The sequence below is a fragment of the Ruegeria sp. G12 genome (assembly GCF_056533565.1).
On sequence record NZ_JBQFOO010000001.1, the window covers coordinates 390,371 to 412,899 of the forward strand.

Genomic DNA, 22,529 nt, shown 5'->3' on the forward strand with positions numbered 1-22,529 from the left:
TCAGTCCGCCTGCGGCATCGGATAGCCCCTGAGGCGCAGGAACAGGTTCTGCTCGTCTTCGTTCTTGTAGAAGGGGACGGAGTCGGGGGCCTCCGGGGTCGTCACACGCGCTGCGATTTCGGCCAGAACGACCTCGGTTATGAAGGGCAGGTCGAAATCCCGCGCCCGGTCGAGTTTGACCCATTGCAGATGCGACAGTTCGTCCGAAGCGTGGCTGAAATCATCCAGATCGCCCTGAATCGCGCTGGCGTCGACCAAAAAGAAACGGGCATCAAAGCGGCGAGGGCGACCGGGCGGAGTTATGGCGCGGAAAACGAATTGCAACGACTCAGCTGAGGGCAAGAACCCAAGCGCGGCGAAGCTGGCCCAGTCGCCAGGGGCGTCGACTTGCCACGCACCCGGCTGACCCAGGATCAGGCCGGTTTCTTCCCAGAGCTCGCGTATAGCCGCGATGGCAAGGGCTTGTTCCAGATCAGGCGTGGATTGTTCCCCCAACCGTTCGTGACAAAGCGAGGGCAGCGGCGACGCCAGCGGCACGTCAGCGTCCTCGGGGTCAACCGCCCCGCCCGGGAACACAAATTTGTTCGGCATAAAGGCCGCTTGGGCTCCGCGCTGACCCATAAGAATCGACGGATCGGTCAGGCGATCCCGCAGAACGATCACCGTCGCTGCATCGCGGATTGCGGTCTTGTCGGTGGTCATGCCTGCGGTCACGAGGCCTTTTCGAACCCGTGCATGCGCCGGGCCCATTGATAGGCGACAACGGCCCCTTTCAGACGCGGCAGCAGGTACAGTGACAGCGCCACGCAGCCGATAGAAAAGCCGATGGCCATGGTCCAAGGATCAGGGCGCCAGTGCACATATGACACGTGCAGGGCCGGGGCCAGCAAATGCCCCACCAGCAGAATCGTCAGATAGGCCGGGCCATCATCGGCGCGGTGATGAAACAGCTCCTGCCCGCAATTCGAGCAGGCATCGTTGACCTTTAGGTAGCTGTGCAACAGCTTGCCTTCGCCGCATTTCGGGCATTTACACCGAAACCCTTTGACCAGGGCGGGCCAAGTCGGGCGCTCGGTCCCGTCCGTGGTGTCGATCGTCTGATCCGTCATAATATAACTCGTGCGTTCATCTTTGCCGGATATTGCGCCTGTTTTGGCCAATATTAAAGGGGGGTGCGTCGCTTTGCACCGCCCCAAGCAGGAAAATCCGCGTGAATGCCGACGCGGGCGTTTTCGAAAAAAATGTGCGACTGGCGACGGAAACCCGTCGCGGCCGCGTTTGAATGGATATGAGCAGCGGCAATCAGGTCGCGTCAACAAGGGAAAAACCGATATGAAAAGCTCGAAATTCATCACGGCCATTGTTCTTTCGGCGGTCGCAGTTACAGGCACATCCGTTCTGGCCGCAGGCCCGAAAGATCGAGAGCCTGTGTCGTTTCAGGAACTGGACGCCAACAATGACGGTCAGGTGACACAGGAAGAGATGCTGGCGCATCGCAACCAGCGTTACACCCAGGCCGACACCGATGGCGATGGTCAGCTGAGCGTTGAGGAAATGCAGGCGGCAGCCCAGCAAAGGGCAAATGACAAAGTCACCAAGATGTTCGAGAAACACGACGCCAACAGCGACGGATTTCTGAGCGACGATGAGTTGCCCAAACCGCGCCGGGCTGACAAGATGTTTGACCGGATGGATGCGGATAACAGTGGCGGCATCTCAGAGCAGGAATATGCCGATGCGAAGGAAAAGATGGGCCGGCACCATAAAAAGCGTGCCAAGGCGGGCTCTGACAACAACTGATGCGGGATGGAGGATCTGACCTCCCACTTGCAACAGGTTCGGGGTGCGGATTGCGCCGCGAACGGCCTCAGCGACGATGTGTTGCTGGGGCGCTTTGCCGAGGGCGACGCGCAGGCCGCGCGGATTTTGACCGACCGTCTGGGGCCGCGCAGCTACTCGGTCGCGCTGCGCATGCTGGGAAACCGGGCCGAGGCCGAGGATGTGACGCAGGACGCGATGATGCGGCTGTGGCAGATGGCACCCGATTGGGTTTCCGGGCAGGCCAAAGTGTCCACATGGCTCTATCGGGTGACATTGAACCTGTGCGTCGACCGCAAGCGCAAGAAGGTACCCGACAGATTGTCGGACATGCCCGAGCCCGAGGATGGTGCGGCCAGCGTGGTTGAGCAAATGCAGGACACGGCGCGCAAAGATGCGCTGCAGGTGGCGCTTTCGCAACTGCCTGACCGGCAACGGCAGGCGGTGATCCTGCGCCACATCGAGGAATTGCCCAACCCCGAGATTGCCGGGATCATGGGCATTTCGGTAGAAGCGGTTGAAAGCCTGACGGCGCGGGGAAAACGGGCTTTGGCGGCCATACTGGCCGGGCGTAAAGATGAACTGGGGTATGACGATGGCTGATGACAATATGGAACTGGATCAATTGTTTGCCCAGGCCAGGCAGGATCGCCCGGCGCTGCCAGACGATCTGGCCGTGCGTATCCAGACCGATGCCGAAGCGGTTCGGTTGGGGCGTCTCAGACCCGCGCGCCAACCGCGATGGACCCGCATTCTGAACAGTATCGGAGGCTGGCAGGGTATGGGCGGGCTGGTTGCTGCCAGTGCGGCGGGTATCTGGATCGGCTTTTCGGCTCCCGGTTTCCTGCCTGATCCCGCGAGCCTTGTTAGCGCGCAGGACACCTCGTATCTGGTGGCTGACCTCGGGTTCGACACCACCTTTCTGGAGAGCACGGAATGAGCGCTGATCCCAAACCGAAACGGCGTTGGATGCCGATTGTACTGGTCGTTTCCCTAGCCCTGAACCTTTTGATCGTCGGCATGGCGGCGGGAACGGCGCTGCGGCTGAAGGATGGTGATCGTGCCAAGGCCCCGCCGGGGTTTGCCTCGGCCCTTTACCGTGCTTTGCCCAAAGAGGACCGCAAGGCGATGCGTGGGGAATTGTCGGGGCTGCACAAAAAGGGCTCGAAACACCGTAAGCAAGATTTTCAAGCACTCAGTCAGGCCCTGCGCGCGGTGCCGTTCGATCCGGCTGCCGTGGAAATCCTGCTGCAGCAACAGGTGCAATCCATGGCAGATCTGCAGGCGGCGTTGCAAACCCAGTGGCTGACCCGCGTGACCGAGATGAGCGATCAGGAGCGTCAAGCCTATGCGGATCGGCTGGAGGACGTGGTGGATCGCGGCCCGCGCGGCCACAAGAAAAAGGACTGACCGGATCAGGCGGCGTTCTGCCTGATCCAGACCTGATTGCGCCCGGCCTTTTTCGCGGCATACAGCGCTTTGTCGGCGCATTTCAAAAGACGCTCGGTCGGGACCGGTTCACTTTCTGACGACAGGAAGGGAGTAGGGGACATTTTCAAGCCGATACTGATCGTGACAGCAACCGGGATCGGATCGTCAGGCAAGCAGAAAGGCCGCTCGCAGATTCGCGCGCAAACAGCCTCGGCCAGTTTCAGGGCTTTGGTGCGGGATATGTTCGGGACGACGATTACGAATTCTTCCCCTCCGATCCGGGCGACGAAACCTGTTTTGCCAAGAACGTCCTGCATGCGCTGGGCAGCCTGGCTCAGCACCTGATCTCCGCCCGCGTGACCGAAACTGTCATTGATAGCTTTGAAATGATCGAGATCGGCCAGCATGACCGCAAATCCGCGCCCGGTCTTTGCAGACTGGCGCGCGATCTGATCCAGAGCGTGCATTGCATAGCGCCGGTTGTGCAACCCGGTGAGCGGGTCGATCCACGAATCCGCGATCCCCTTTTTCAACGAAGCCCGCATGCGATCCATCCGCGCCTTGCGGGCGATCTGGTTTTCCAGCCTCAGCAGAACCTCGTGCTGGCAGAAGCCGCCCAGACAGACGGCATCTGCACCGCGATCCAAAGCCTCGGCGGCACGCGCGGCGTTGTTGTCCTGTAGCACGCCGATCAGAACCGTGTTTCGCGTGGCGCTGCGCGATCTGAGGTCGGCCAGCGTGCGCAGGCAGGACGGGTTCGAATCCAGTTCGACCACGATCGCATCCGGCACTACTCCGGACAAAACGCCCCGTAGGTCGGATTGAGAGGACCAGGTCAGGTTATGGCCCAATTGACTGCTCAGCGCCCTGAGCCATGCGGCCCCGGTGCGCGCGGTGTTGGTCAGGATGCCCACATGTGCAGGCGTAGGCGGGGCGATCAGGTCGGCGGCGGGTTCGGCAAAACCGATGGATTGCGGGCCGTCCTTGACGTGAAGTTCTTGCGTGTCCGCGCTGGCCCGCAACAGGCTGCGGATGCGCGCCAGCAGCAACGTGTCCTTGAACGGATGAACCAGCACATCGTCCAGCCCGTCGGCCAATGCACGCAGCCTTGCGCCCTTGTCGTTCTGAACCGCGATTGCCACGACCGGCACATCCGCAAGGTCCGGTTCATTCGCGATCATCTTCTTGACCTCTGCCGCTGTTCCATCGGGCAAGGTCTGAGCCGTCAGCACCAGATCGGGCCGTGTACGCCGAAGTAGGGCTGGCAGACCCTTCAGTTTTTCGCCCTGAACCACGTGATACCAGGCCGCCGTCAGCTGAACTTTCAACATGATGCGGTTTGTCGATACCCCGTCGAGGACAAGGATGGTTCCCTGCACGGACATAGTTGCTCACCATTGATTGCATGCGTGAACAAAGTGTTTATGAGTCTGGTTAACAAACCCTTTCCAAGCCTGCTGTCCGGGAAAAATTAATGTTCATCTCCGATGATTCCGCGCAAACGCTGGCCCTGAAAGCGCTGGGCTGGCTGGTGGCAAATGAGGAACTTCTACCTGTTTTTCTGGGCTCGACGGGGGTGGCCGCAAACGAGCTTCGCGACCGGGCGGCTGAACCGGAATTCATGGCCTCGGTGCTGGATTTCCTGATGCTTGACGATTCGTGGGTCATGGCGTTTTGTGACGCCAACGCGGTCGCCTATGACCAGCCTGCGCAGGCGCGGGCGGTTCTGTCGGGCGGCGCGGATGTCCACTGGACCTGATTCTTACTGCCGCAGGAGCCCGCTCATGCCCATCGAAGCGATTTTGTTCGACAAGGACGGTACGCTGTTTGACTTTGCCGACACCTGGGGCACGTTCGGGCGCACCATGCTGCTGCGCCTGTCGGGCAATGACCGGGCGCGCGCGGCCGAGTTGGGGCAGGTCATCGGGTTCGACTTCGAACGCGAGCACTATTCGCCCGACAGCGTCGTGATCGCCGGAACGGTTGAGGAAATCGCCGAGGCTCTGCTTCCGCATCTTAACGGGATGGACCGTGCTGAACTGATCGACCTGATGAACCACGAGGCCGCCGCCGCTCCGCAGGCACCCGCTGTTCCGTTGGGGCCGTTTCTGGAAGGGCTCAAGACATCGGGGATCAGGCTGGGCGTGGCGACGAATGACAGCGAACACCCCGCGCTGCAGCATCTGGAATCGGCGGGGATCAAAGAGCATTTCGATTTTATCGCCGGGTATGACAGCGGCCACGGCTTCAAGCCTGGGCCGGGCCAGTTGCTGGCCTTTGCAACCCATATCGGCGTCGACCCGGCCCGAATTGCCATGGTCGGCGACAGTCTGCACGACTTGCAGGCCGGGCGCGCCGCCGGGATGACTACGATCGGTGTGTTGACCGGCATGGCCAAGGCCGAAGCGCTGGCCCCGATGGCCGACGTTGTGCTTCCCGATATCGGGCATATTCCGGCGTGGTTGGCGAAAAACTGACCCTCCCGGACTGAAAATCGGCGAGTCAGGTTAGAAAACCGACACAACCTGTCGCAGACAGAGCGGCCTGCTGCCCCGCTTCGGGGCTTGCTTGAAATAAAGCAAAAGCAGGAGGTGAGGATGGCCGACACCACAACTCGCAAACGTCGTGGCGGCGGGCGTGCCGGGGCCGCCGCGCGCCGGGGCAGCGCCGTCATTGATCAGATGCCGTGGAATCCGCCGGTCAATATCGACCGTCCTACCGAGCCGCTGGATCAGGCGGGGATCGAGGCGATCCATGATGGTGCGATGCGCATCCTCGAAGAGATCGGCATCGAGTTCTACAATGAAGAAGCCATCGGAATCCTGCGCGAAGCCGGGTGCACCATAAACGGCGACAACGTCCGTATGGGCCGCGATTTCGTGATGGAGATGGTGGCCAAGGCACCCAGCCAGTTCTCCATCACGCCCCGAAACCCGGCCCATAAGATCGAGATCGGCGGTAAAAACCTGCTGTTCGGCAATGTCTCGTCCCCGCCGAATTATTGGGACATGGAGATCGGTACCAAAGTACCCGGCAATCGTGAGATGTGCCGGAACCTGCTGAAGCTGACGCAATACTTCAACTGCATCCACTTCGCAGGCGGCTATCCGGTCGAGCCGGTGGACCTCCATGCCAGTATCCGGCATCTGGACGTGCTCTATGACAAGCTGACCCTGACCGACAAGGTGATGCACGCCTATTCGCTGGGCAAGGAACGCGTCGAAGACGTGATGGAGATGGTCCGCATCGCAGGCGGCCTGAGCCACGAGGAATTCGAGGCAACGCCGCGCATGTACACCAACATCAACTCGACTTCGCCGCTGAAGCATGACCATCCGATGATCGACGGCTGTCTGCGTTTGGCGCGGCGCGGGCAGGCGGTGGTGGTAACGCCGTTCACGCTGGCCGGTGCCATGGCCCCCGTGACGATGGCGGGCGCTGTGGCGCAGTCCTTGGCCGAGGCCTTGTGTGCAATTGCCCTGTTCCAATACGTGCGTCCGGGTACGCCGTGCGTGATCGGGACGTTTACTTCGAACGTGGATATGAAAAGCGGCGCGCCCGCGTTCGGGACACCGGAATACATACGCTCGACTCAGATGACCGGCCAGATGGCGCGGTATTACGGCCTGCCGATGCGATCCTCGGGCGTGTGCGCCGCGAACGTGCCGGATGGGCAGTCGATTTGGGAGACGTCGAACTCGCTTTGGGCAGCGGTGCAGTCGGGGACGAATGTCGTCTACCACGCTGCAGGCTGGCTTGAGGGCGGGCTGATCGCCAGCCCCGAGAAGTTCATCATGGATTGTGAAATCCTGCAGCAAATTCAGCGGTATATGAATCCAGAACTGACAGCGACCGGTCCAGACGAAATCGCGTTGGATGCTATTCGATCGGTCGGCAACGATGGTCATTTTTTTGGCATCCAGCACACGCAGGATCGCTATACCACCGCGTTCTACCAGCCGTTCCTAAGCGATTGGAAGAATTACGAGGGATGGGATGCCGCCGGAGGTATCTGGACGGCAGAGCGCGCCCATCACATGTTCAAAGAGATCATCACCAGCTTCGAGGCCCCGCCGATGGATGCCGCCATCCGCGATGAACTGGCGGACTTCGTGGAACGGCGCAAAGCCGAAGGCGGCGCGCCTACGGATTTCTGACACGCGAAAAACTCCACCTATCCGTGTAGAGCTTGTCTATTTGTTAAGGATTGCCGGGTCAGATTGGGGGCGTAAGCAATCCGGGGTAGCTGATGCATGGTCTGATCAATCGGGCGCTACAATCATTTGTATGCGCAACCTACGGGCGCCCGTGCTGGCAGCGCGTGACCGAGGCTGCAGGTCTGGGCTTTGCCGAGTTTGAAGCCATGCTTGTCTATGAAGATGCCGTGTCGGCCTGGGTTCTGACGGCGCTGAGTGACGATCTGAACCGCCCGCAGGCAGAGATCCTCGAGGATCTTGGCACTTATCTCGTGTCGCACCCGAACACCGAAGGGCTGCGCCGCCTTCTGCGCTTTGGTGGGGTGAGCTATGTGGAGTTTCTGCACTCGCTGGATGATCTGGCGGACCGGGTGAGGTTGGCGGTCTCGGACCTTGCCTTGCCCGCATTGGAGCTGCGGGAGCTGAGCGCTGCGGAATATCAGCTGCACTGTTTTCCCGGTTTGCCGGGCTATTCCAGCGTCATGGTTGGTGTGCTTCGAGCCATGGCGGACGACTATGGCGCGCTGGTGATGCTGTCGCATGACGGGATTGAGGGCGAGGTCGAGGTGATCTCGGTCATGCTTGTCGAAAGTGCCTTTGCCGAGGGGCGTCATTTCGATCTGGGGGCGCGGAACGGATGATTAAATCGGACCAGCTTGCTGGTTTGCTGGAAACGCTCTGCCCGATGTTCGTGTTGGTTGATGAATGCGGCCATATCCAGCAGGTCGGTCCAACCCTGCAGAAACTGCGGCCCGACACCGCGCTGATCGGGCGAAACTTTCTGGATGTGTTTGAACTGATACGTCCGCGTGCGGTGACAACACTCTCCGCGCTCATGTCCATGGCTGGGGCGCGGGTGCACCTGAAGTTCCTTGATGAACCGCGCACTGCCTTGAAAGGGCTGGTCGCGCCGCTGCCTGATGGGGGCGGCGCGGTGATCAACCTGTCCTTCGGGATTTCGATACTGGATGCGGTGCGCGACTACGCGCTGACCAGCGCCGATTTCTCGGGCACTGATCTGGCGATCGAACTGCTTTATCTGGTCGAGGCGAAATCAGCAGCGATGGAGGCATCGCGATCCCTGAACCTGCGCCTGCAGGGCGCGATGCTCGCCGCGGAAGAGCAGGCCTATACCGACACTTTGACGGGGATAAAGAACCGGCGTGCCATGGACCACATGCTGGGGCATCTGATTTCGGCCAATGCGCGTTTTGCGCTGATGAATCTGGATCTGGATTTCTTCAAATCCGTAAACGACCGGTTGGGCCACGCCGCTGGTGATTTCGTTCTGCAGAACGCCGCCCGGATCATGGTCGAGGAAACGCGCGGCGACGATATGGTGGCGCGGGTCGGTGGCGATGAGTTTGTGATTTTCTTCAAGGGTTTGAACGATGAGTCTGTGCTCGCCGCGATTGCGGACCGTATCATCACACGCCTGCAGGAACCGGTTGTCGTTCAGGGTGAGACCTGCCGGATTTCCGCCAGTATCGGAATGGCGCTGTCCACCCAGTTCAAGCAGCCGGATGCTGCCGGGATGCTGAAGGCGGCGGATCAGGCCTTGTATCAGGCCAAGCGAGACGGGCGATCCCGTCATCGTCTGCATTCGACCCTGTCCAGCGCATGACATGCGTTGCGCTGCCACGGGCGAGGCGGAACGGGTGTCGCTATCAGGGGGAGGCGTCTTCGGCAAACGCCTGGCGCAGCGTTTCCGCAATCCGGATTTGGATCGGGGGTAACTCCCCCACGACAGGCATCACTTGCCCTTTGAACTGCGCCCGGTTCAGTTCCTCGGGGACATCGTCCAGAACATGGCCTCCGGCACAGGCAAAGAAGGGCAGGCAGAGGGCGTTCTCTCCTACACCGTTCGCGGCGTCAGCGATCGACGGCGGCTCCTCCACAAACCCCACGCGGATGGATTTGAGCGCAAGCAACTGGCCCAACCGGGTGGCGAATTCAGTGGCCACGGCCGAGGGGTTTCGACTGCGGCCAGACCCGTGCGCTGCGATCACCAGATCGGTCAGGGTTGCATCCCATCTCAGCCCCGCCACTGTGTCACGCACAGCATCCGCAGCCAGTCGCGGCAGTTCCGGGTCGATGCCTAGCGGGTCCAGGATGCGCAGATTGCGGTCCCCGATCCGTTTTGGCAACGCGCTGGTCACAAACCATCCTTTGGCCATGAACAGGGGGTAAACCACGGTGCCTTCAGGCAGTTTGTCCATTTGCGCCTCAAGCGCGCCGGGGGCGGCCAGGGTGGCCGAGTGCACGGAAACCGATCCGGCCAGCGCATCGACCTTGGCCGCGATGGACGCAAGCGCCGCCTCGGCCGGGGCCGGGTCCGACGGCTGGCCATGAGCGACGATAAGTGCATGCGGCATGCGCGGGTCTCCTGTCTGAGTGCGCGAATGATGCGTCGCCGGACACGAAAGTCAAACCGTGATTAACCCAGAAAGGTCAGCCAGAGCCAGACAGTCAGTATCGAAGCAGCGGTCCCGATCAGGACGGATGAGGCGGCAACACGCTTGGCCCGACCATACATGGAGGCGAAGATATAGGCGTTGAACCCCGGCGCCATCGCCGCGTTCAACACGCCCGAGCGGAAGAGGTCCTGCGGTAAGCCAACGGATTTGCCAAACAGCCAGACAAGACTGGGATGCAGCATCAGCGAGATGCCGCAAACATAGGCGATGGTGCGCAGATCGCCTTCGGGTTTGTATTTGACCAGAATGCCCCCAAGCGCAAACAGCGCCCCGGGCAGCGCCGCGCGGGTCACCAGCCCCAGCGCCTCATCCACAACGGCGGGGATGGTCAGACCGGACAGGTTGACCAGAAAACCCAGCCCGATGCCAAGGATCAGCGCGTTCTTGAACATGGCCGACAGGACCGACCGGGCCATGTGTGCGCCGCTGTGGCCCCGGTTGCGGATGATCTCCATCACCGTGATCCCGACGCCGTAGCAAAATGGCGAATGGAAGGCGATAATCGCATAGTTGCCGGTCAGGTTTTCCGGGCCATAGGCGCGTTCCGTGATCGGAAGGCCCAGCAGGACCGAGTTCGAGAACAGGCAGCAGAACCCGATCGCGACGCAATCCTCCCAATCCCGGCCAAAGATGATGCGCGCGCCGAACAGGCCAGCCGTGAAACATAAGGCCGCCGCCGAATAGAAACTGGCCAGCAGGCGCGGGTCGAAACTTGCGCTGAGGTCCAGATGCGCAATCGCCAGAAACAGAAGGCAGGGAATGGCAAAGCCCTGCGTGAACTTCATCAGCCCGTCGACATGCTCTTCCTTAAAATACCCGGACCGGGTCGCCGCATAGCCAGCACCGATCACCAGAAAAACCGGCAGGATAACGTTGATCAGGTTCTGAAGCATACCGCCCCCGCTGGCTGAGCCGTTGACGATATCCGGGGCAAGAGGGGCAGGGCCTTACAGCGCCTGATGGATCACCATGCCGTCATAGGCGGGGGTGATGTCGTCGGGGGTCTCTGCCTCGACCGTGGCATAGTCGAGGTCGATATGCATGTTGGTCAGAATGGCGCGTTGAGGGCGCAGTTTCTCGATCCAGCCCAGAGTTTTTTCCAGATGCGCGTGGGTAGGGTGCGGTGCGCGGCGCAGGGCGTCGATGATGAGGCAATCCAGCCCCTCCATCTCGGGCCAGGCGTCGTCATAAATCTCAGCGACATCAGGCAGATAGACGAGTTTTCCCAAACGGAACCCCAGTGAGTCAATCGAGCCGTGATTGACCTTGAAGGGGTGAAACGGGATCGGGCCGCCGGGGCCATACACTTCGAACGGGCCGTCGATGGATTTAAGGTCAAGGATCGGCGGATAGGGTGAGCCCTCGGGCTGGATGAACGCATATCCGAACCGCCCCAGCAGCGCATTTTGCGTATCGCCGTCGGCCCAGACCGGAACGCGCGTTTTCATGTTGAAGACGATCATGCGCAGGTCGTCGATGCCGTGCACGTGGTCTGCGTGTGAGTGGGTGTAGACGACCCCATCCAACCGCCCGGTGCCCGCATCCAGCAACTGGCTGCGCATATCCGGCGAGGTGTCGATCAGGACCGAAGTTGTGCCCTCGGGCCCGTCCCGTTCCACCAGCATCGAGCAGCGGCGGCGGATGTTCCTTGGGTTATCTGGATCGCATGCGCCCCATTGCCCGCCCAAACGGGGAACGCCGCCGGATGATCCGCAGCCCAGAATGGTGCAGCGCAATTGGGTCATGCAGCGGCCTTGTATTGGGCCGCTTTCGAGAACAGCCGCTCGAAGTTGGATTGCGTTTGGGCGGCGAAGGCGGCGTAGTCCATGCCGAACACCTCGGCCCCTTTGCGGGCGGTATGCGTGGTATAGGCGGGTTCATTGCGTTTGCCACGATAGGGTGGGGGGGCCAGATACGGTGCGTCGGTTTCGACGAGGACGCGGTCTACCGGGGCGTTGGCGAAGATGTCCCGCAGTTCCTGACTTTTGGGGAAAGCCGCGATGCCGGACATGGAAAGGTAGAAACCAAGGTCCAGGGCCGCTTCGGCCAATTCGGCTGAAGACGAAAAGCAATGCATCACGCAGGAATATGGCGCGTTGCGGTATTCCTCGGTTAGGATGCGGGCCATGTCGTCATCGGCGGCGCGAGCGTGGATGATCAGGGGCAGGCCGGTATGCTGAGCCGCTTCGATATGGATGCGCAGGGATTGCTGCTGAATGTCCTTACTTTCGGCGGTGTAGTGGTAATCCAGCCCGCTTTCGCCGATGCCGACGAATTTCGGATGCTGTGACAGGGCAACCAACTCATCCACCGTTGCCAGCGGCTCGTCAGCGGCGCTCATCGGGTGGGTGCCTGCGGCGTAGAAGACCGGGGTGTGGGCTTCGGCGATGGCGCGAACGGTGGGTTCGTTGCGCAGGCGGGTGCAGATCGTGACCATGCGGGTGACGCCCGCGTCGGCGGCGTTGGCGATGATCTGGTCCAGTTGCCCGTCGAAATCGGGGAAATCCAGATGGCAATGGCTGTCGGTGATCTGGGGGGTGTCGCTCATCTGCTCTGACCGGCGGTTTCCTGTATCTTGAACACCGTATCTAGGACCAGAGCGGCAGGGTCAAGGTTCACCGCCTGACCATGGCGCGCGCGGGCTGTGATCGTCGCCGCGACCTCGGCCCAGCGGCGGGCCTGATGGGGTGAAGCGGACAGGCGCGTTAGCGTCTCCGCCTCGTTTGGGGCTGCTTCGGGCGTTGGGGTTGCCCCCGTCACCCCGGTCAGCGCCAGTCGAGACAGGGCCACGTCGATCAGGGTCAGCAAAAGGTCGAACCGTTCCGCCGCGCCGCGCTGGGCAGCGGCTTCGGCCAAGGCCAATGCGCGTTGGCGATCCATGCGGGGAAGGGTGCCCAGAATGGCGATGAGTTCCGCGTAAATTTGCATCCCGCCCAGATTGATCAGGCGCACCGCGTCGCCCACCGATCCGGCAGAGAGGGCGGCCAAGTGGTCCGTCTGATCGGGCAGGTCGGCCCCGGTCTGGCTAAGCGCCGCCTGCATGTCCTCAGCCCCAAGCGGGGACAGGCGCAGGGTGCGGCAACGCGATCGGATCGTCGGCAGCAGCCGTGAGGGCTGGTGCGACACCAGCAACAGAGTGGTGCGCGCAGGGGGTTCTTCCAGCATTTTCAGCAGGGCGTTTGCAGCGCTGACATTCATCTCATCCGCCGCATCCACGATCACCACACGGCGACCGCCATCGGCAGAGGACAGGCCGAAGAACTTGCCCAGCTTGCGGATGTCGTCGACGACGATCTCATTCCGCAATCGGCCCTGATCGTTCACCGAGCGGGTGATCGCGGCCAGCCCCGGTTCCGCGCCCGCCAGAATGCGGTAAGAGACCGGGTGTTCGGGATCAATATCCAGCGTTTCAGGGGGCGAAGGCGCACCGAACAACCCGCTATCATCCGCCGGGGGCGTTGCCAGCAGAAACCGCGCGATCCGCCAGGCTAAGGTCGCCTTGCCAACCCCGCGCGGCCCCGTCAGCAACCAGCCGTGGTGAAGCCGATCCGAGTTGAAAGCGGCTAGAAACGCTTGCTCTGCCGCGTCCTGCCCGAACAAACGAGCGGTTTCTCGCGGGTGAGGTGCGCCGGGGGCCTGATCCGGGGTTGGGGTGTCGTCGCTCATCTTCTATCGCAGGGCTGCCATGACGATATCTGTCACATCCCGGGCGACGCTGTCCATGTCCCGGTTGCCGTCGACTACACGGAACCGGTCCGAAAACTCCTCGGCCAGCGCTAGAAAACCCGCCCGCATGTTCTTTTGCAGGGTAGGGCCAAAATCCTCGAACCGTTCTTCTGTGCCCTGCCGACCCTTGGCGCGGGACAGGCCGGTATCGGGGTCCATGTCGATCAGCAGAGTGATGTCTGGCTCGCGCCCGATCATCAGGCTGTGCAACTGGTCCACCACGCCGCGTAGGTCGCCGCGCGAAAGGCCTTGATACATGCGGGTGCTGTCGGCAAAACGGTCGCAGATCACGACCTTACCGGCGGCTAGCGCGGGTTCGATCGTGCGTTCCAGATGGTCGCGACGGGCGGCGGTGAAAAGCAGTATTTCGGTTTCCGCCGACCAGCGGTCCGGATCGCCTTCCAGTACGAGCTTGCGGATTTCCTCGGCCCCGGCTGAACCGCCCGGTTCGCGGGTCAAGACGACCTCGCGACCGGCCTCACGCAGATGCTGCGCCAGCATCCGCGCCTGAGTGGATTTTCCCGAACCGTCAATGCCTTCGAAGGTCAGAAACAACCCCGGGCTCGTCACATCGACTCCAGTGGTGTGTTGATCACGTCTTTCAGAACGATCCCGCCTACGGTCATCATCCGTACCAGAAAGCCGCCCAGGGCCACATCTTCAGCCGCCACCAGAGGACGGCGGATTTCCGGCAAACCTTCGGGTTTAATCACCAGTTCGGCCAGTTGCTGGCCCTTTGCCACGGGCGCGTTGATGGGGCCTTCGTAGACCACTTCGGCCTCGACGTTCTGCGTGCCCAGAACCGGGAACAGCACGGAAAGGTCGCCCTCGGGGACCAGACCAACAGTGCTTTTCTCACCCATCCAAAGCTTGGCTTCGGCTATCGGGGTTTTCGCGTTGGCAACTGTCCTCTCGACAAAATTTCGAAACGACCAGTTAACCACGGCCTCAGCCTCCTCTGCGCGCTGGCCGGTGCTGTCGAGGCCCGAGAGCACAAAGATCACCCGCCGGTCGCCCTGTTTGGCCGAGCCGACAAGGCCATACCCCGCCTCTTGCGTATGGCCGGTTTTCAGGCCATCCGCGCCGATATCGAGTTTCAGCAGCGGGTTCCTGTTGCGTTTGTTCGAGGGCGCGCGGCCGTCGAATTCAAACTCTTCTTCCGCGAACAACGGATAGTATTCCGGGAAATCGGTGATCAACCGGTCCGCCAGAACGGCCAGATCATGCACCGACATCATGTGGCCTGCGGCTGGCCAGCCGTTGGAATTGGCGAAGTTCGAGTTGTTCATGCCGATCTGCTCGGCGCGCTGGGTCATATAGCGGGCAAATCCGGCCTCGGTTCCATCGGGGCTGAGCGCTTCGGCAATCACCACACAGGCATCGTTGCCCGACAGCACGATGATCCCGCGCAGCAGATCTTCGACCGTCACGCGGTCCTGCGTGTTCAGGAACATGGTCGAGCCGCCATAGCTCATGGCGTGCTGCGACACTGGTAACGTTTCGCTGAGCGTCAGCCGTCCGTCCCGCAGCGCCTCGAACGCCACGTAAAGCGTCATGAGTTTGGACATCGAAGCTGGCGGCAGAGGCTGATCCGCGTCCTTGGACAGCAGCACCGTGCCGGTCGTCTGGTCCATCACATAAGCCGCACGGGCTGAGGTGTCGAACGCGTGCGCAGGCACGGCCAGCAGGGCCAGCGCTAGAACAGAGTTTCGCAATGAGGACAGCATAGGTCGCCTCCTAATTTCAGTTGGACACGGTGAAAGCGTCGGAAAAGCCCAGGTCTTTCACATCGCTCTGAATGGCCCGACGTTCGGCCCGGTTTGTGGCAGGTCCGACCAGAACGCGCCAGACGGTCTTATCCTCGGTCTTCAATTCGCGCACCTCGGCGGCCATTCCGTTTCTGCGCACCTTTTCAGCCGCGCTGTTTGCGTTCACCTCTAAGCCGAAGGTCCCGATCTGCACATAGGGCTTGGACAGCGAAGATGCCGCCGCCGGAGCAGCGGCTGCGGCCACAGGCGTCGGTTCCGATGCCTCAATTGCGGCGGCGGCGCCTTCGATCGGATCAAGCGGCGTTTCGGTGATCTCGTTCGGGTCTTTCTTCTGCCACCATTTGCGTTTCGCCGGTTTCTCGGCTGGCGCTACAACCGGCGCATCGGTCAGGGCAGGGGTTGTCGCCGCGCTGGCCACTTCGGTCGTGGCTTCGGCGGTTTCAACAGTCGCAGCGGTGGCTGCCGCAGCTGCACCAGCGGCTGCGGCAGTGGCGGGCTCTTTCTTTTGCCACCACTTGCGCTTGGCGGGCTTGTCGGCTGTTTCCGTTTCCTGAGCTTCCTGCGTTTCCTCGGCAGAGGTATCAGTGCCGGCACTTGCCGTTTCCGTGGCGTTTTCGGCAGGCTCCGCCGGAGCCTCATCAGACGCCGCGACTGCCGCTCCGGTCGCAACAGCGGCTGCCGCCACTGCAGGTTCCTTCTTCTGCCACCATTTCCGTTTTGCGGGCTGCTCGGTTTCGGTTTCGGCCACTTCGGAGGCCTCATCCGTCACGTCTTCGGCTTCAGTACTTTCGGCCACGACGTCTTCTGCCGGGGGAGGAGTTTCCTCAATAGTCTCCCGACGCAGGGCGACGACCTGAATCTTGGCTGGCGCGCCTGCCAGCATGCCAAGCTGTTCGGCAGCGGCGGATGAGACCTGCAGCGCGGGTCCGGGCAGGTTCCGTTCGCGCCGGAAAAGCGCACCGACTACAGTTTTGTCATTCGCCGCGTTCTTGATCACCACACGTTCAGGCTGATCTACATCGGGATGCGCCACCCAGATACCGCCAAGCGAGGGCCGCCCGTCCCAAAGCCCGGCTTCGGACACCTCAAACACCTCGGGCGCTTCAACATCGCGCTGTGAGGCTTTGGAGACACTGGGCAGCAACTCGGTTTTACTGCTGTCCTCTGCTGCGTCGGGGGCCTCGGTATCGCTTTGTGATAAAAGGGCTTCATCACACCCCGACAACACCGTCAGGGTGACGGCGAGAATAGCCAGTCCTCGCGGGTTTGCGCCTGTCTCAGTCGCTCGCTTCATTCGTGTCATCCCTTGCCTGAAGGGGCTGCGTTTCCCGAGCCCCGCCGCCAGTCGACTGGTTCTGCATGCCAGCCTGATACGGTCTTATTTCGGGATCATAACGCGGCTGCGGGGCCATGGAAAGACTGCCGCGCGGCCTTCGGCAAGATTTCCCGATTTCGACTTGCCTCTGTCCGAACTTGGCCTTAGACCCTGCCTTCGACGGGGAGGTGGCAGAGTGGTCGAATGCGGCGGTCTTGAAAACCGTTGGGCGTGAGAGCGTCCCCAGGGTTCGAATCCCTGTCTCCCCGCCACTCATACCTGTCTCATTTCAGTTGTGTTTTCTGACCCGGAATTGTGCCGCAATTCCCGCGAGTTGGCGCATGCGCTTTCAATCAGAGACGAAGCAGACCGTACACTAAGAGCGCAATTCAGGCCCAAGTCTCAGTGCCGCATTTTGGCGGGGTCGCTTTGGGCGAGATTTCCCTGATACCCGGCAATTTACAGGGAATTTCTGCAAAACAAGTCTGGAACCCGGGATTTCAGATGTCACAACTCTATTTTTTCCAATAGCTTAGGTTGCAAATTCCCTAAACAGTGGAACAGGGAATTTTCTCGCAGGAACAGGGAATTGTGCCGACGGATCAAGGAGCGCGAGCCTTGTATCAGGGACGCAGGACTTGGAGATGTCAGAAGCCGAACAGGCGCTCCTGTTCGGACCAGTCTAGAGGGTGAGTCACGCTGACCAGACGCTTGAGTGTGAGTTCGGGCGGCTGTGTGCCGTCGAGAATCGCGGCCTGAATCTTCGGGGAGAGTAAGGCGAGCTGGGCGCGGGTGCGGATGAAGGCGCCGGGGACGCTTTCGCGGCGTGCAATCTCCATCAGTTGAACTCCGGCTCTTAGATCGCGCGCCCAGCCATGGGCGCGGATCAACATGGACCGGAGATGGGGATCGGGTTGGGGTGCCATGTCTCCAGCGATGACTTTGGCCTCGACGCCGCGGCGGCGCAGATCGAAAGATGCGGTGACGTGGGTGAGATCCGGGTGCAGATGGTCCGCAGCAATGCCGAGTGCGCTTGCCAGAGTTTTGGGGTTCAATTCGAGGTCGATCTGTCCTCGTGCAATTTTGCCTTTGGCCAGAAGAGCAGCGCCGACCTGACCGCCTTGGTGTTGAAGCCGGGTTACTAAATCCGCAACCGAAGTCTGAACTGCCTCCGCTAATCCGGCTTCCGGCTGCGCCAAAACTCGATGCGCGGCGGCGGCGTCTTGCAGATGTCTGACGATGGCATCGATGACCGCGTTTTCCAGCGCCGGGCCTGGCAGTCGCCAGCCGGAGATATCCTTGCCGCCTGAGATCAGTCGATTGGAGACATAATAACGCAACCGTCGACCTTTGCGCGTGGTGTGGGTTGGCGTCAACCGATCACCTGTTTCGTCCTGTAGCAGACCTGTGAGCCAGGACCCGGGGTCAGTGGAGAGTTGGCGCGCGCCGGAGTGGCCGCGTGCCCGCGAGCGGTTGGAGGCCTGTCGCATTTTTTCCTGCACCCGGTCCCAAATGTCCTGATCGATGATCGCCGGATGTTGTCCGTCCCAGATCTTATCCTTGTGGCGGATTTTTCCGAGATAGACCGGGTTGCGCAGCAAGTAATAGATCTGACCGCGTGACAGCGGACAATCCCCTTTTATGCTGCCATCCGCCCGAACAGCCCGTTTTGACCGCAGGTCTTCTGCCGTCGCCCGTTCTTCTACTTTGCGCAGACAACCCAGCTCGTCATAGAGCCCAAAGAGATGCCGGACCGTTCTGGCCTCCTCCTCATTCACCACCAGCGTTCTTGCCTTCGGATCGGGGTGGCGATCATAGCCCATAGGCAGGTTACCACCCATCCAAAGCCCCTTCTTCTTCGACGCCGCGATTTTGTCGCGAATACGCTCGGCGGTGACTTCCCGTTCAAACTGAGCAAAGGACAACAGCACATTCAGGGTCAATCGACCCATGGATGAGGAGGTGTTGAAGGCCTGTGTGACGGACACAAAAGAACAATCCGCCTGTTCCAGCCGTTCGACCAGCTTGGAGAAGTCGGCGAGCGATCGGGTCAGCCGGTCAATCTTGTAGACCACGACCATGTCGATGCGCCCGGCATCAATCTCTTCAAGCAAGCGTTGCAGGGCGGGGCGTTCGAGTGTGCCGCCGGACAGTCCGCCATCATCGTAGCGCTCTGGCAATAGGGTCCAACCTTCGTGTCGCTGGCTGGCGACATAGGCCGCGCAGGCTTCATATTGCGCATCCAGTGAATTGAAGTCCTGGTCCAGTCCATCCTCTGAGGACTTGCGCGTGTAGATGGCGCATCGGATTTTGCGGCGCGGGCTCATTTGGTCGCCTTGCCGGTGAGCCCAAAGAAACGCGGCCCCGACCAGTGCGCGCCGGTAACCTCTCGGGCGATGGCGGAGAGCGAGCGATAGGACCGACCGTTCCAAGTGAAGCCGTCCCCTGTCACGTCGACAACATGGGTCACGCCATTCCACTCGCGCAAAAGGCGCCCGCCGGGTTTTAGGGCAGGGCAGGCAGGCCGGGGTTTCTTCTCAGAACCCTTTCCCAGTGTGGCTTTGACCTGTCGAGACAGCCCGCCATGACGGCGGGATTGCATCTCAAAGGCAATGAAACGGCGAAGGAAGGGTTGGCTGAGCATGGTGGGGACGGGTTGATCAAACAGTTGCTGCCAAAGCTTGACCAGATCTGATCGACCCATGGCAGCCAGATCGGCGACGTCGCTTGTCTTCGTCATGACTCGCCGTCCTTATTTGCTGTGAGGTGATACGTGGAAGATCCATGTGGCTTGTCGGATTCGCGCCGTTCGATTGTGTCGCCTTTTTTTCGCAGACCGCTGATAGCTGCTCGGACCGAATGAGGTTGCCACCCCGTTGCTTTGCAGAGCGCCTCAATGCTGGCGCCACTCGGGCGACGCAACAAAGCTTGCACCTTGTCAATTTTGGTTTGCTTTGGCTTGGACATGAACTGTCTCCTCTGATCTTGGGTCAGCGAGATGCCGAACCCTGGTACCGAGGAGCGCCCGAATGGCTCGGGCGTGGGATCAGTGATGCGTGGTTCACAGCAACAGTCCAGCTCTTTCTGGAGCAATCCCAAGAGGAGTGTGTATTGCAGGGCGTTGCTGCCGTACTACCGATTATTCGTCAACAATCTTAATTGGTTACTTTTGGTTTTAGGAGTTGCAATTGCAGAAACCCGTGCATAAATTCTAGCCAGCCCTGCAAGGGACAAGGTCCCACGGGGAGATGAATACATCTCCCAGGCAGCATTCGGCGCCGCATTCTTTGAAGCGGATAAGACCGAGAGCATTCGAAGGGGCAACGAACCGGATCGATTGGTCCGGAGAGTTGCTAGTCGTGCTCTCTCCGAATTCCCAACACGATCCTTTCTTGTCGACGCTAGCGAGCGTCAAACGAAAGGAGGCGGCTATGTCTGCCAAAAAAACACACAGCGACGCCAAGGCGTCCAACACGCCGATCTGGATGGCGGACAAAGTCGTCCAATCTCAGATCAGCCAGATCAAGCCCTACGCCAACAACAACCGCGTGCACGCGGCCAAGAATATAGACAAGCTCAAAGCATCGGTGGCCAAGTTTGGCTTTGTCACCCCGATCCTGTTGGATGGTTCGGGCACGATCATTGCGGGTCATGGCCGCTATGAAGCCGCCAAGGCCCTGGGGTTGATGTCCGTGCCGACTGTTGTCGCGGATCACTTGTCAGACGCGGAAGTGCGCGCTCTGCGTATTGCGGATAACAAGCTGGCAGAATTGTCCGACTGGAATGAGGCGGCCCTGCAGATCGAATTTGCCGAGCTGATGAATCTCAGCCTTGATGGTGAACTGGACTTTGATCTGGACATCACCGGGTTCGAAACACCGGAGATTGACATCATCATCGACGGCACGGGCGAGGCCTCGGAGACTGAAGCGGAATCTGTTGAGACGCCGAACCCTGCGGCACCCGTAATCACGGAGACGGGTGACCTCTGGGTTCTTGGAGATCATCGCATCTTCTGCGGGGATGCCCTGCAAGCCCAGAGCTACGACACCTTGTTGAAAGGCGAGAGCCCGCAGATGGTGTTCACAGATCCGCCTTATAACGTACCGGTCAATGGGCATGTCCGCAGTGGCACCGGTGGCGATCATCGCGAGTTTGCTATGGCGTCGGGTGAAATGTCTGATAGCGAATTCCGTGGCTTTCTTTCAGAGGTGATCAGTCGTTTGTTTGACTGTCTGCCGGATGGGGGCATCGCAATGATCTGCATGGACTGGCGTCACATTGAAGAACTGATTGCGTCCGGCAAGGCAGGTGGCTTTGATCTCATCAATCTCTGCGTCTGGAACAAGACCAATGGCGGGATGGGCAGCCTTTATCGGTCCAAGCACGAGCTGGTTTGCATCTTCAAGAAGCCCGGTGCACCGCATATCAACAATGTCGAGTTGGGCAAACACGGGCGCAACCGGAGCAATGTTTGGGATTATGCGGGCGTGAACAGCTTTGGGGTAGGGCGCGAAGCGGACCTTGCGGATCATCCCACGGTTAAGCCGACAGCTTTGGTGGCAGATGCCATCACGGATGTGAGTCATCGCGGCGCTGTCGTGCTGGACGCCTTTGGCGGGTCCGGCGCGACCTTGCTGGCATCTGAGAAAACCGGACGCCAGGCGCGCTTGATTGAACTCGATCCGGCCTATGTCGATGTCGCCATTCGCCGTTGGCAGGAGATGACGGGTGAGAGCGCTGTGCACGCGGTGACAGGCCAGACGTTCGATGAGTGTTCTGCTGCCAGCGACACCACCTCGAAGCAGGAGGCGGATCATGTCTGACGATACGAAGGATTACGAGGTCGGCTACGGCAAACCACCTAAAGCAACCCGGTTCAAAAAAGGCCGATCCGGCAATCCGAAAGGACGGCCGAAAGGTGCCAATGGGGTGAATGCCAGCTTGAAACGCGAATTGGAAGCCAAGATCACCGTCCGTGAAGGCAGCCGGGAAGTCCGGATTTCCAAGGCGGAGGCAATTGCCAAGCGGGTCACGGCCAGCGCATTGAAGGGCGACACGAAAATGCTGATGGCGCTGCTGAAGCTGGACACGGATCTGTTCAACGCAAGTGACATGGACGCGCAAGAAAGCGCCCGTGCGGTTGAGCCGGACAGTGTCGACTTTGATATCCTCCGGGATTTCTTTTCCAGCCAACTGGACGGTGACGGTGGTCCGGAAAATGGGGAGGCGGAAGATGACGACACCTGATCCCAAAATGGTTCTGCATGCCGCGCGCGAGGTTTGCCGGGACAATTTCTTTCCCTTCGTGTGGCGCGTGTTTGGCACGCTGCACCAGGGGACTGACCGCGGCTTTGATCCGGCCTGGCATGTGCGTGCTATGTGCCATGAGTTGGACAACGTTCGCATCGGTGAGAACAAGCGGTTGATCATCAACATTCCGCCTCGGTGCCTGAAATCGGTCACCGTGGCCGTTGCCTATGTCGCTTATCTTCTCGGTCATAACCCCAGCGCCAAGATCATTGTTGCCAGCTACGGGCTGGATCTGGCGCGCAAGCATTCCGAAGATTGTCGTCGGATCATGTCTGCGCGCTGGTACCGGGAAATGTTCCCTGAAACTGTCCTGGCTAAAAAGGGCAACACCTCAGAAGAAATCCGCACCACAAAGGGAGGCAGCCGTAAGGCTGTCTCCATCGGCAGTTCTGTGACTGGCCATGGCGCTGATTACATCATCATCGATGACCTGCTGAAAGCTGGAGATGCGGGCTCCGAAGCTGAACTGGTCAAGGCATAGGAG

26 protein-coding genes and 1 tRNA gene are annotated in these 22,529 nt (G+C 60.5%); 13 read left to right on the forward strand and 14 right to left on the reverse strand.

Annotated elements, in window-relative coordinates; genetic code table 11:
* Both ACR0JN_RS01945 and ACR0JN_RS01950 read right to left on the reverse strand, forming a co-directional pair.
* A complete protein-coding gene (locus ACR0JN_RS01945; RefSeq protein WP_480883818.1) occupies window positions 1–702 on the reverse strand; it encodes an NUDIX hydrolase in 702 nt (233 codons plus the stop codon).
* A gap of 8 nt (window positions 703–710) precedes the next feature.
* Entirely contained in the window at window positions 711–1,109 is a 399-nt protein-coding gene (locus tag ACR0JN_RS01950; protein WP_480883820.1) for a DUF983 domain-containing protein, read from the reverse strand.
* A 223-nt stretch (window positions 1,110–1,332) separates the two neighbouring features.
* On the opposite strand from ACR0JN_RS01950, the gene ACR0JN_RS01955 reads away from it, so the two are divergent.
* The 4 genes from ACR0JN_RS01955 to ACR0JN_RS01970 are packed head-to-tail and all read left to right on the forward strand — an operon-like array spanning window position 1,333 to window position 3,228.
* Window positions 1,333–1,800 carry an EF-hand domain-containing protein gene (locus ACR0JN_RS01955; RefSeq protein WP_480818504.1) on the forward strand — a complete coding sequence of 156 codons (468 nt, stop codon included), beginning with the start codon at window positions 1,333–1,335 and terminating at the stop codon, window positions 1,798–1,800.
* A 6-nt stretch (window positions 1,801–1,806) separates the two neighbouring features.
* Entirely contained in the window at window positions 1,807–2,421 is a 615-nt protein-coding gene (locus ACR0JN_RS01960) for an RNA polymerase sigma factor (protein WP_480818503.1), read from the forward strand.
* Window positions 2,414–2,758, forward strand: coding sequence for a hypothetical protein (locus ACR0JN_RS01965; RefSeq protein WP_480818502.1), 345 nt, complete (start codon window positions 2,414–2,416; stop codon window positions 2,756–2,758). The genes ACR0JN_RS01960 and ACR0JN_RS01965 overlap by 8 nt, the downstream gene beginning before the upstream one ends.
* Window positions 2,755–3,228: a periplasmic heavy metal sensor gene (locus ACR0JN_RS01970; RefSeq protein WP_480883821.1), complete on the forward strand. Its 474-nt coding sequence runs from the start codon at window positions 2,755–2,757 to the stop codon at window positions 3,226–3,228. The genes ACR0JN_RS01965 and ACR0JN_RS01970 overlap by 4 nt, the downstream gene beginning before the upstream one ends.
* Before the next feature lie 5 nt (window positions 3,229–3,233).
* Here ACR0JN_RS01970 and ACR0JN_RS01975 read toward each other — a convergent pair whose 3' ends face one another.
* Window positions 3,234–4,634 (reverse strand): diguanylate cyclase, encoded by a 1,401-nt coding sequence (locus ACR0JN_RS01975; RefSeq protein ID WP_480883823.1) that lies wholly within the window; start codon window positions 4,632–4,634, stop codon window positions 3,234–3,236.
* A gap of 89 nt (window positions 4,635–4,723) precedes the next feature.
* On the opposite strand from ACR0JN_RS01975, the gene ACR0JN_RS01980 reads away from it, so the two are divergent.
* From ACR0JN_RS01980 to ACR0JN_RS02000, 5 genes are all read left to right on the forward strand, one after another.
* Window positions 4,724–5,008 carry a DUF3572 domain-containing protein gene (locus ACR0JN_RS01980; protein ID WP_480883825.1) on the forward strand — a complete coding sequence of 95 codons (285 nt, stop codon included), beginning with the start codon at window positions 4,724–4,726 and terminating at the stop codon, window positions 5,006–5,008.
* Between the two features lie 25 nt (window positions 5,009–5,033).
* A complete protein-coding gene (locus ACR0JN_RS01985; protein WP_480883827.1) occupies window positions 5,034–5,726 on the forward strand; it encodes an HAD family hydrolase in 693 nt (230 codons plus the stop codon).
* A 120-nt stretch (window positions 5,727–5,846) separates the two neighbouring features.
* On the forward strand, window positions 5,847–7,406 hold the full coding sequence (locus tag ACR0JN_RS01990; protein WP_480818497.1) for a trimethylamine methyltransferase family protein: 1,560 nt from the start codon (window positions 5,847–5,849) through the stop codon (window positions 7,404–7,406).
* 92 nt (window positions 7,407–7,498) lie between these two features.
* On the forward strand, window positions 7,499–8,086 hold the full coding sequence (locus ACR0JN_RS01995; RefSeq protein WP_480883829.1) for a heme NO-binding domain-containing protein: 588 nt from the start codon (window positions 7,499–7,501) through the stop codon (window positions 8,084–8,086).
* Window positions 8,083–9,069: a GGDEF domain-containing protein gene (locus ACR0JN_RS02000; protein ID WP_480883831.1), complete on the forward strand. Its 987-nt coding sequence runs from the start codon at window positions 8,083–8,085 to the stop codon at window positions 9,067–9,069. Before ACR0JN_RS01995 ends, ACR0JN_RS02000 begins: the two co-directional genes overlap by 4 nt.
* Before the next feature lie 43 nt (window positions 9,070–9,112).
* Here the strand turns inward: ACR0JN_RS02000 and ACR0JN_RS02005 are convergent, their stop codons facing one another.
* The 8 genes from ACR0JN_RS02005 to ACR0JN_RS02040 form a co-directional block, all read right to left on the reverse strand.
* Window positions 9,113–9,820, reverse strand: coding sequence for a CbiX/SirB N-terminal domain-containing protein (locus ACR0JN_RS02005; protein WP_480883833.1), 708 nt, complete (start codon window positions 9,818–9,820; stop codon window positions 9,113–9,115).
* A gap of 62 nt (window positions 9,821–9,882) precedes the next feature.
* Window positions 9,883–10,815, reverse strand: coding sequence for an AEC family transporter (locus ACR0JN_RS02010; protein ID WP_480883835.1), 933 nt, complete (start codon window positions 10,813–10,815; stop codon window positions 9,883–9,885).
* A gap of 54 nt (window positions 10,816–10,869) precedes the next feature.
* Window positions 10,870–11,667 carry an MBL fold metallo-hydrolase gene (locus tag ACR0JN_RS02015; protein WP_480883837.1) on the reverse strand — a complete coding sequence of 266 codons (798 nt, stop codon included), beginning with the start codon at window positions 11,665–11,667 and terminating at the stop codon, window positions 10,870–10,872.
* Window positions 11,664–12,470 carry a TatD family hydrolase gene (locus ACR0JN_RS02020; protein WP_480883839.1) on the reverse strand — a complete coding sequence of 269 codons (807 nt, stop codon included), beginning with the start codon at window positions 12,468–12,470 and terminating at the stop codon, window positions 11,664–11,666. Before ACR0JN_RS02020 ends, ACR0JN_RS02015 begins: the two co-directional genes overlap by 4 nt.
* Window positions 12,467–13,588: a DNA polymerase III subunit delta' gene (locus tag ACR0JN_RS02025; RefSeq protein WP_480883841.1), complete on the reverse strand. Its 1,122-nt coding sequence runs from the start codon at window positions 13,586–13,588 to the stop codon at window positions 12,467–12,469. Before ACR0JN_RS02025 ends, ACR0JN_RS02020 begins: the two co-directional genes overlap by 4 nt.
* 3 nt (window positions 13,589–13,591) lie before the next feature.
* Window positions 13,592–14,218, reverse strand: coding sequence for a dTMP kinase (gene tmk / locus ACR0JN_RS02030; RefSeq protein ID WP_480883843.1), 627 nt, complete (start codon window positions 14,216–14,218; stop codon window positions 13,592–13,594).
* Window positions 14,215–15,375, reverse strand: coding sequence for a D-alanyl-D-alanine carboxypeptidase family protein (locus ACR0JN_RS02035; protein WP_480883845.1), 1,161 nt, complete (start codon window positions 15,373–15,375; stop codon window positions 14,215–14,217). Before ACR0JN_RS02035 ends, tmk begins: the two co-directional genes overlap by 4 nt.
* Window positions 15,376–15,391: 16 nt before the next feature.
* Entirely contained in the window at window positions 15,392–16,711 is a 1,320-nt protein-coding gene (locus ACR0JN_RS02040) for an SPOR domain-containing protein (protein WP_480883846.1), read from the reverse strand.
* A gap of 203 nt (window positions 16,712–16,914) precedes the next feature.
* Here ACR0JN_RS02040 and ACR0JN_RS02045 point away from each other — a divergent pair.
* Window positions 16,915–17,004 (forward strand) — tRNA-Ser (locus tag ACR0JN_RS02045).
* A gap of 375 nt (window positions 17,005–17,379) precedes the next feature.
* Here the strand turns inward: ACR0JN_RS02045 and ACR0JN_RS02050 are convergent.
* Genes ACR0JN_RS02050 through ACR0JN_RS02060 form a run of 3 tightly spaced genes read right to left on the reverse strand, consistent with a single transcriptional unit; the run spans window position 17,380 to window position 19,699 of the window.
* Window positions 17,380–19,059 carry a recombinase family protein gene (locus ACR0JN_RS02050; protein WP_480883847.1) on the reverse strand — a complete coding sequence of 560 codons (1,680 nt, stop codon included), beginning with the start codon at window positions 19,057–19,059 and terminating at the stop codon, window positions 17,380–17,382.
* On the reverse strand, window positions 19,056–19,472 hold the full coding sequence (locus tag ACR0JN_RS02055) for a DUF2924 domain-containing protein (RefSeq protein ID WP_480883849.1): 417 nt from the start codon (window positions 19,470–19,472) through the stop codon (window positions 19,056–19,058). Before ACR0JN_RS02055 ends, ACR0JN_RS02050 begins: the two co-directional genes overlap by 4 nt.
* Window positions 19,469–19,699 (reverse strand): DUF3489 domain-containing protein, encoded by a 231-nt coding sequence (locus ACR0JN_RS02060; protein WP_480883851.1) that lies wholly within the window; start codon window positions 19,697–19,699, stop codon window positions 19,469–19,471. The genes ACR0JN_RS02055 and ACR0JN_RS02060 overlap by 4 nt, the downstream gene beginning before the upstream one ends.
* Window positions 19,700–19,980: 281 nt before the next feature.
* Here ACR0JN_RS02060 and ACR0JN_RS02065 point away from each other — a divergent pair, with 281 nt between their 5' ends.
* From ACR0JN_RS02065 to ACR0JN_RS02075, 3 genes are read left to right on the forward strand one after another with little or no spacing between them, the layout of a single operon-like run.
* Window positions 19,981–21,558, forward strand: coding sequence for a site-specific DNA-methyltransferase (locus tag ACR0JN_RS02065; RefSeq protein ID WP_480883853.1), 1,578 nt, complete (start codon window positions 19,981–19,983; stop codon window positions 21,556–21,558).
* A complete protein-coding gene (locus tag ACR0JN_RS02070; RefSeq protein WP_480883855.1) occupies window positions 21,551–21,982 on the forward strand; it encodes a DUF5681 domain-containing protein in 432 nt (143 codons plus the stop codon). The genes ACR0JN_RS02065 and ACR0JN_RS02070 overlap by 8 nt, the downstream gene beginning before the upstream one ends.
* A gap of 7 nt (window positions 21,983–21,989) precedes the next feature.
* On the forward strand, window positions 21,990–22,526 hold the full coding sequence (locus ACR0JN_RS02075; protein ID WP_480883856.1) for a hypothetical protein: 537 nt from the start codon (window positions 21,990–21,992) through the stop codon (window positions 22,524–22,526).
* Window positions 22,527–22,529 lie beyond the last annotated feature (3 nt).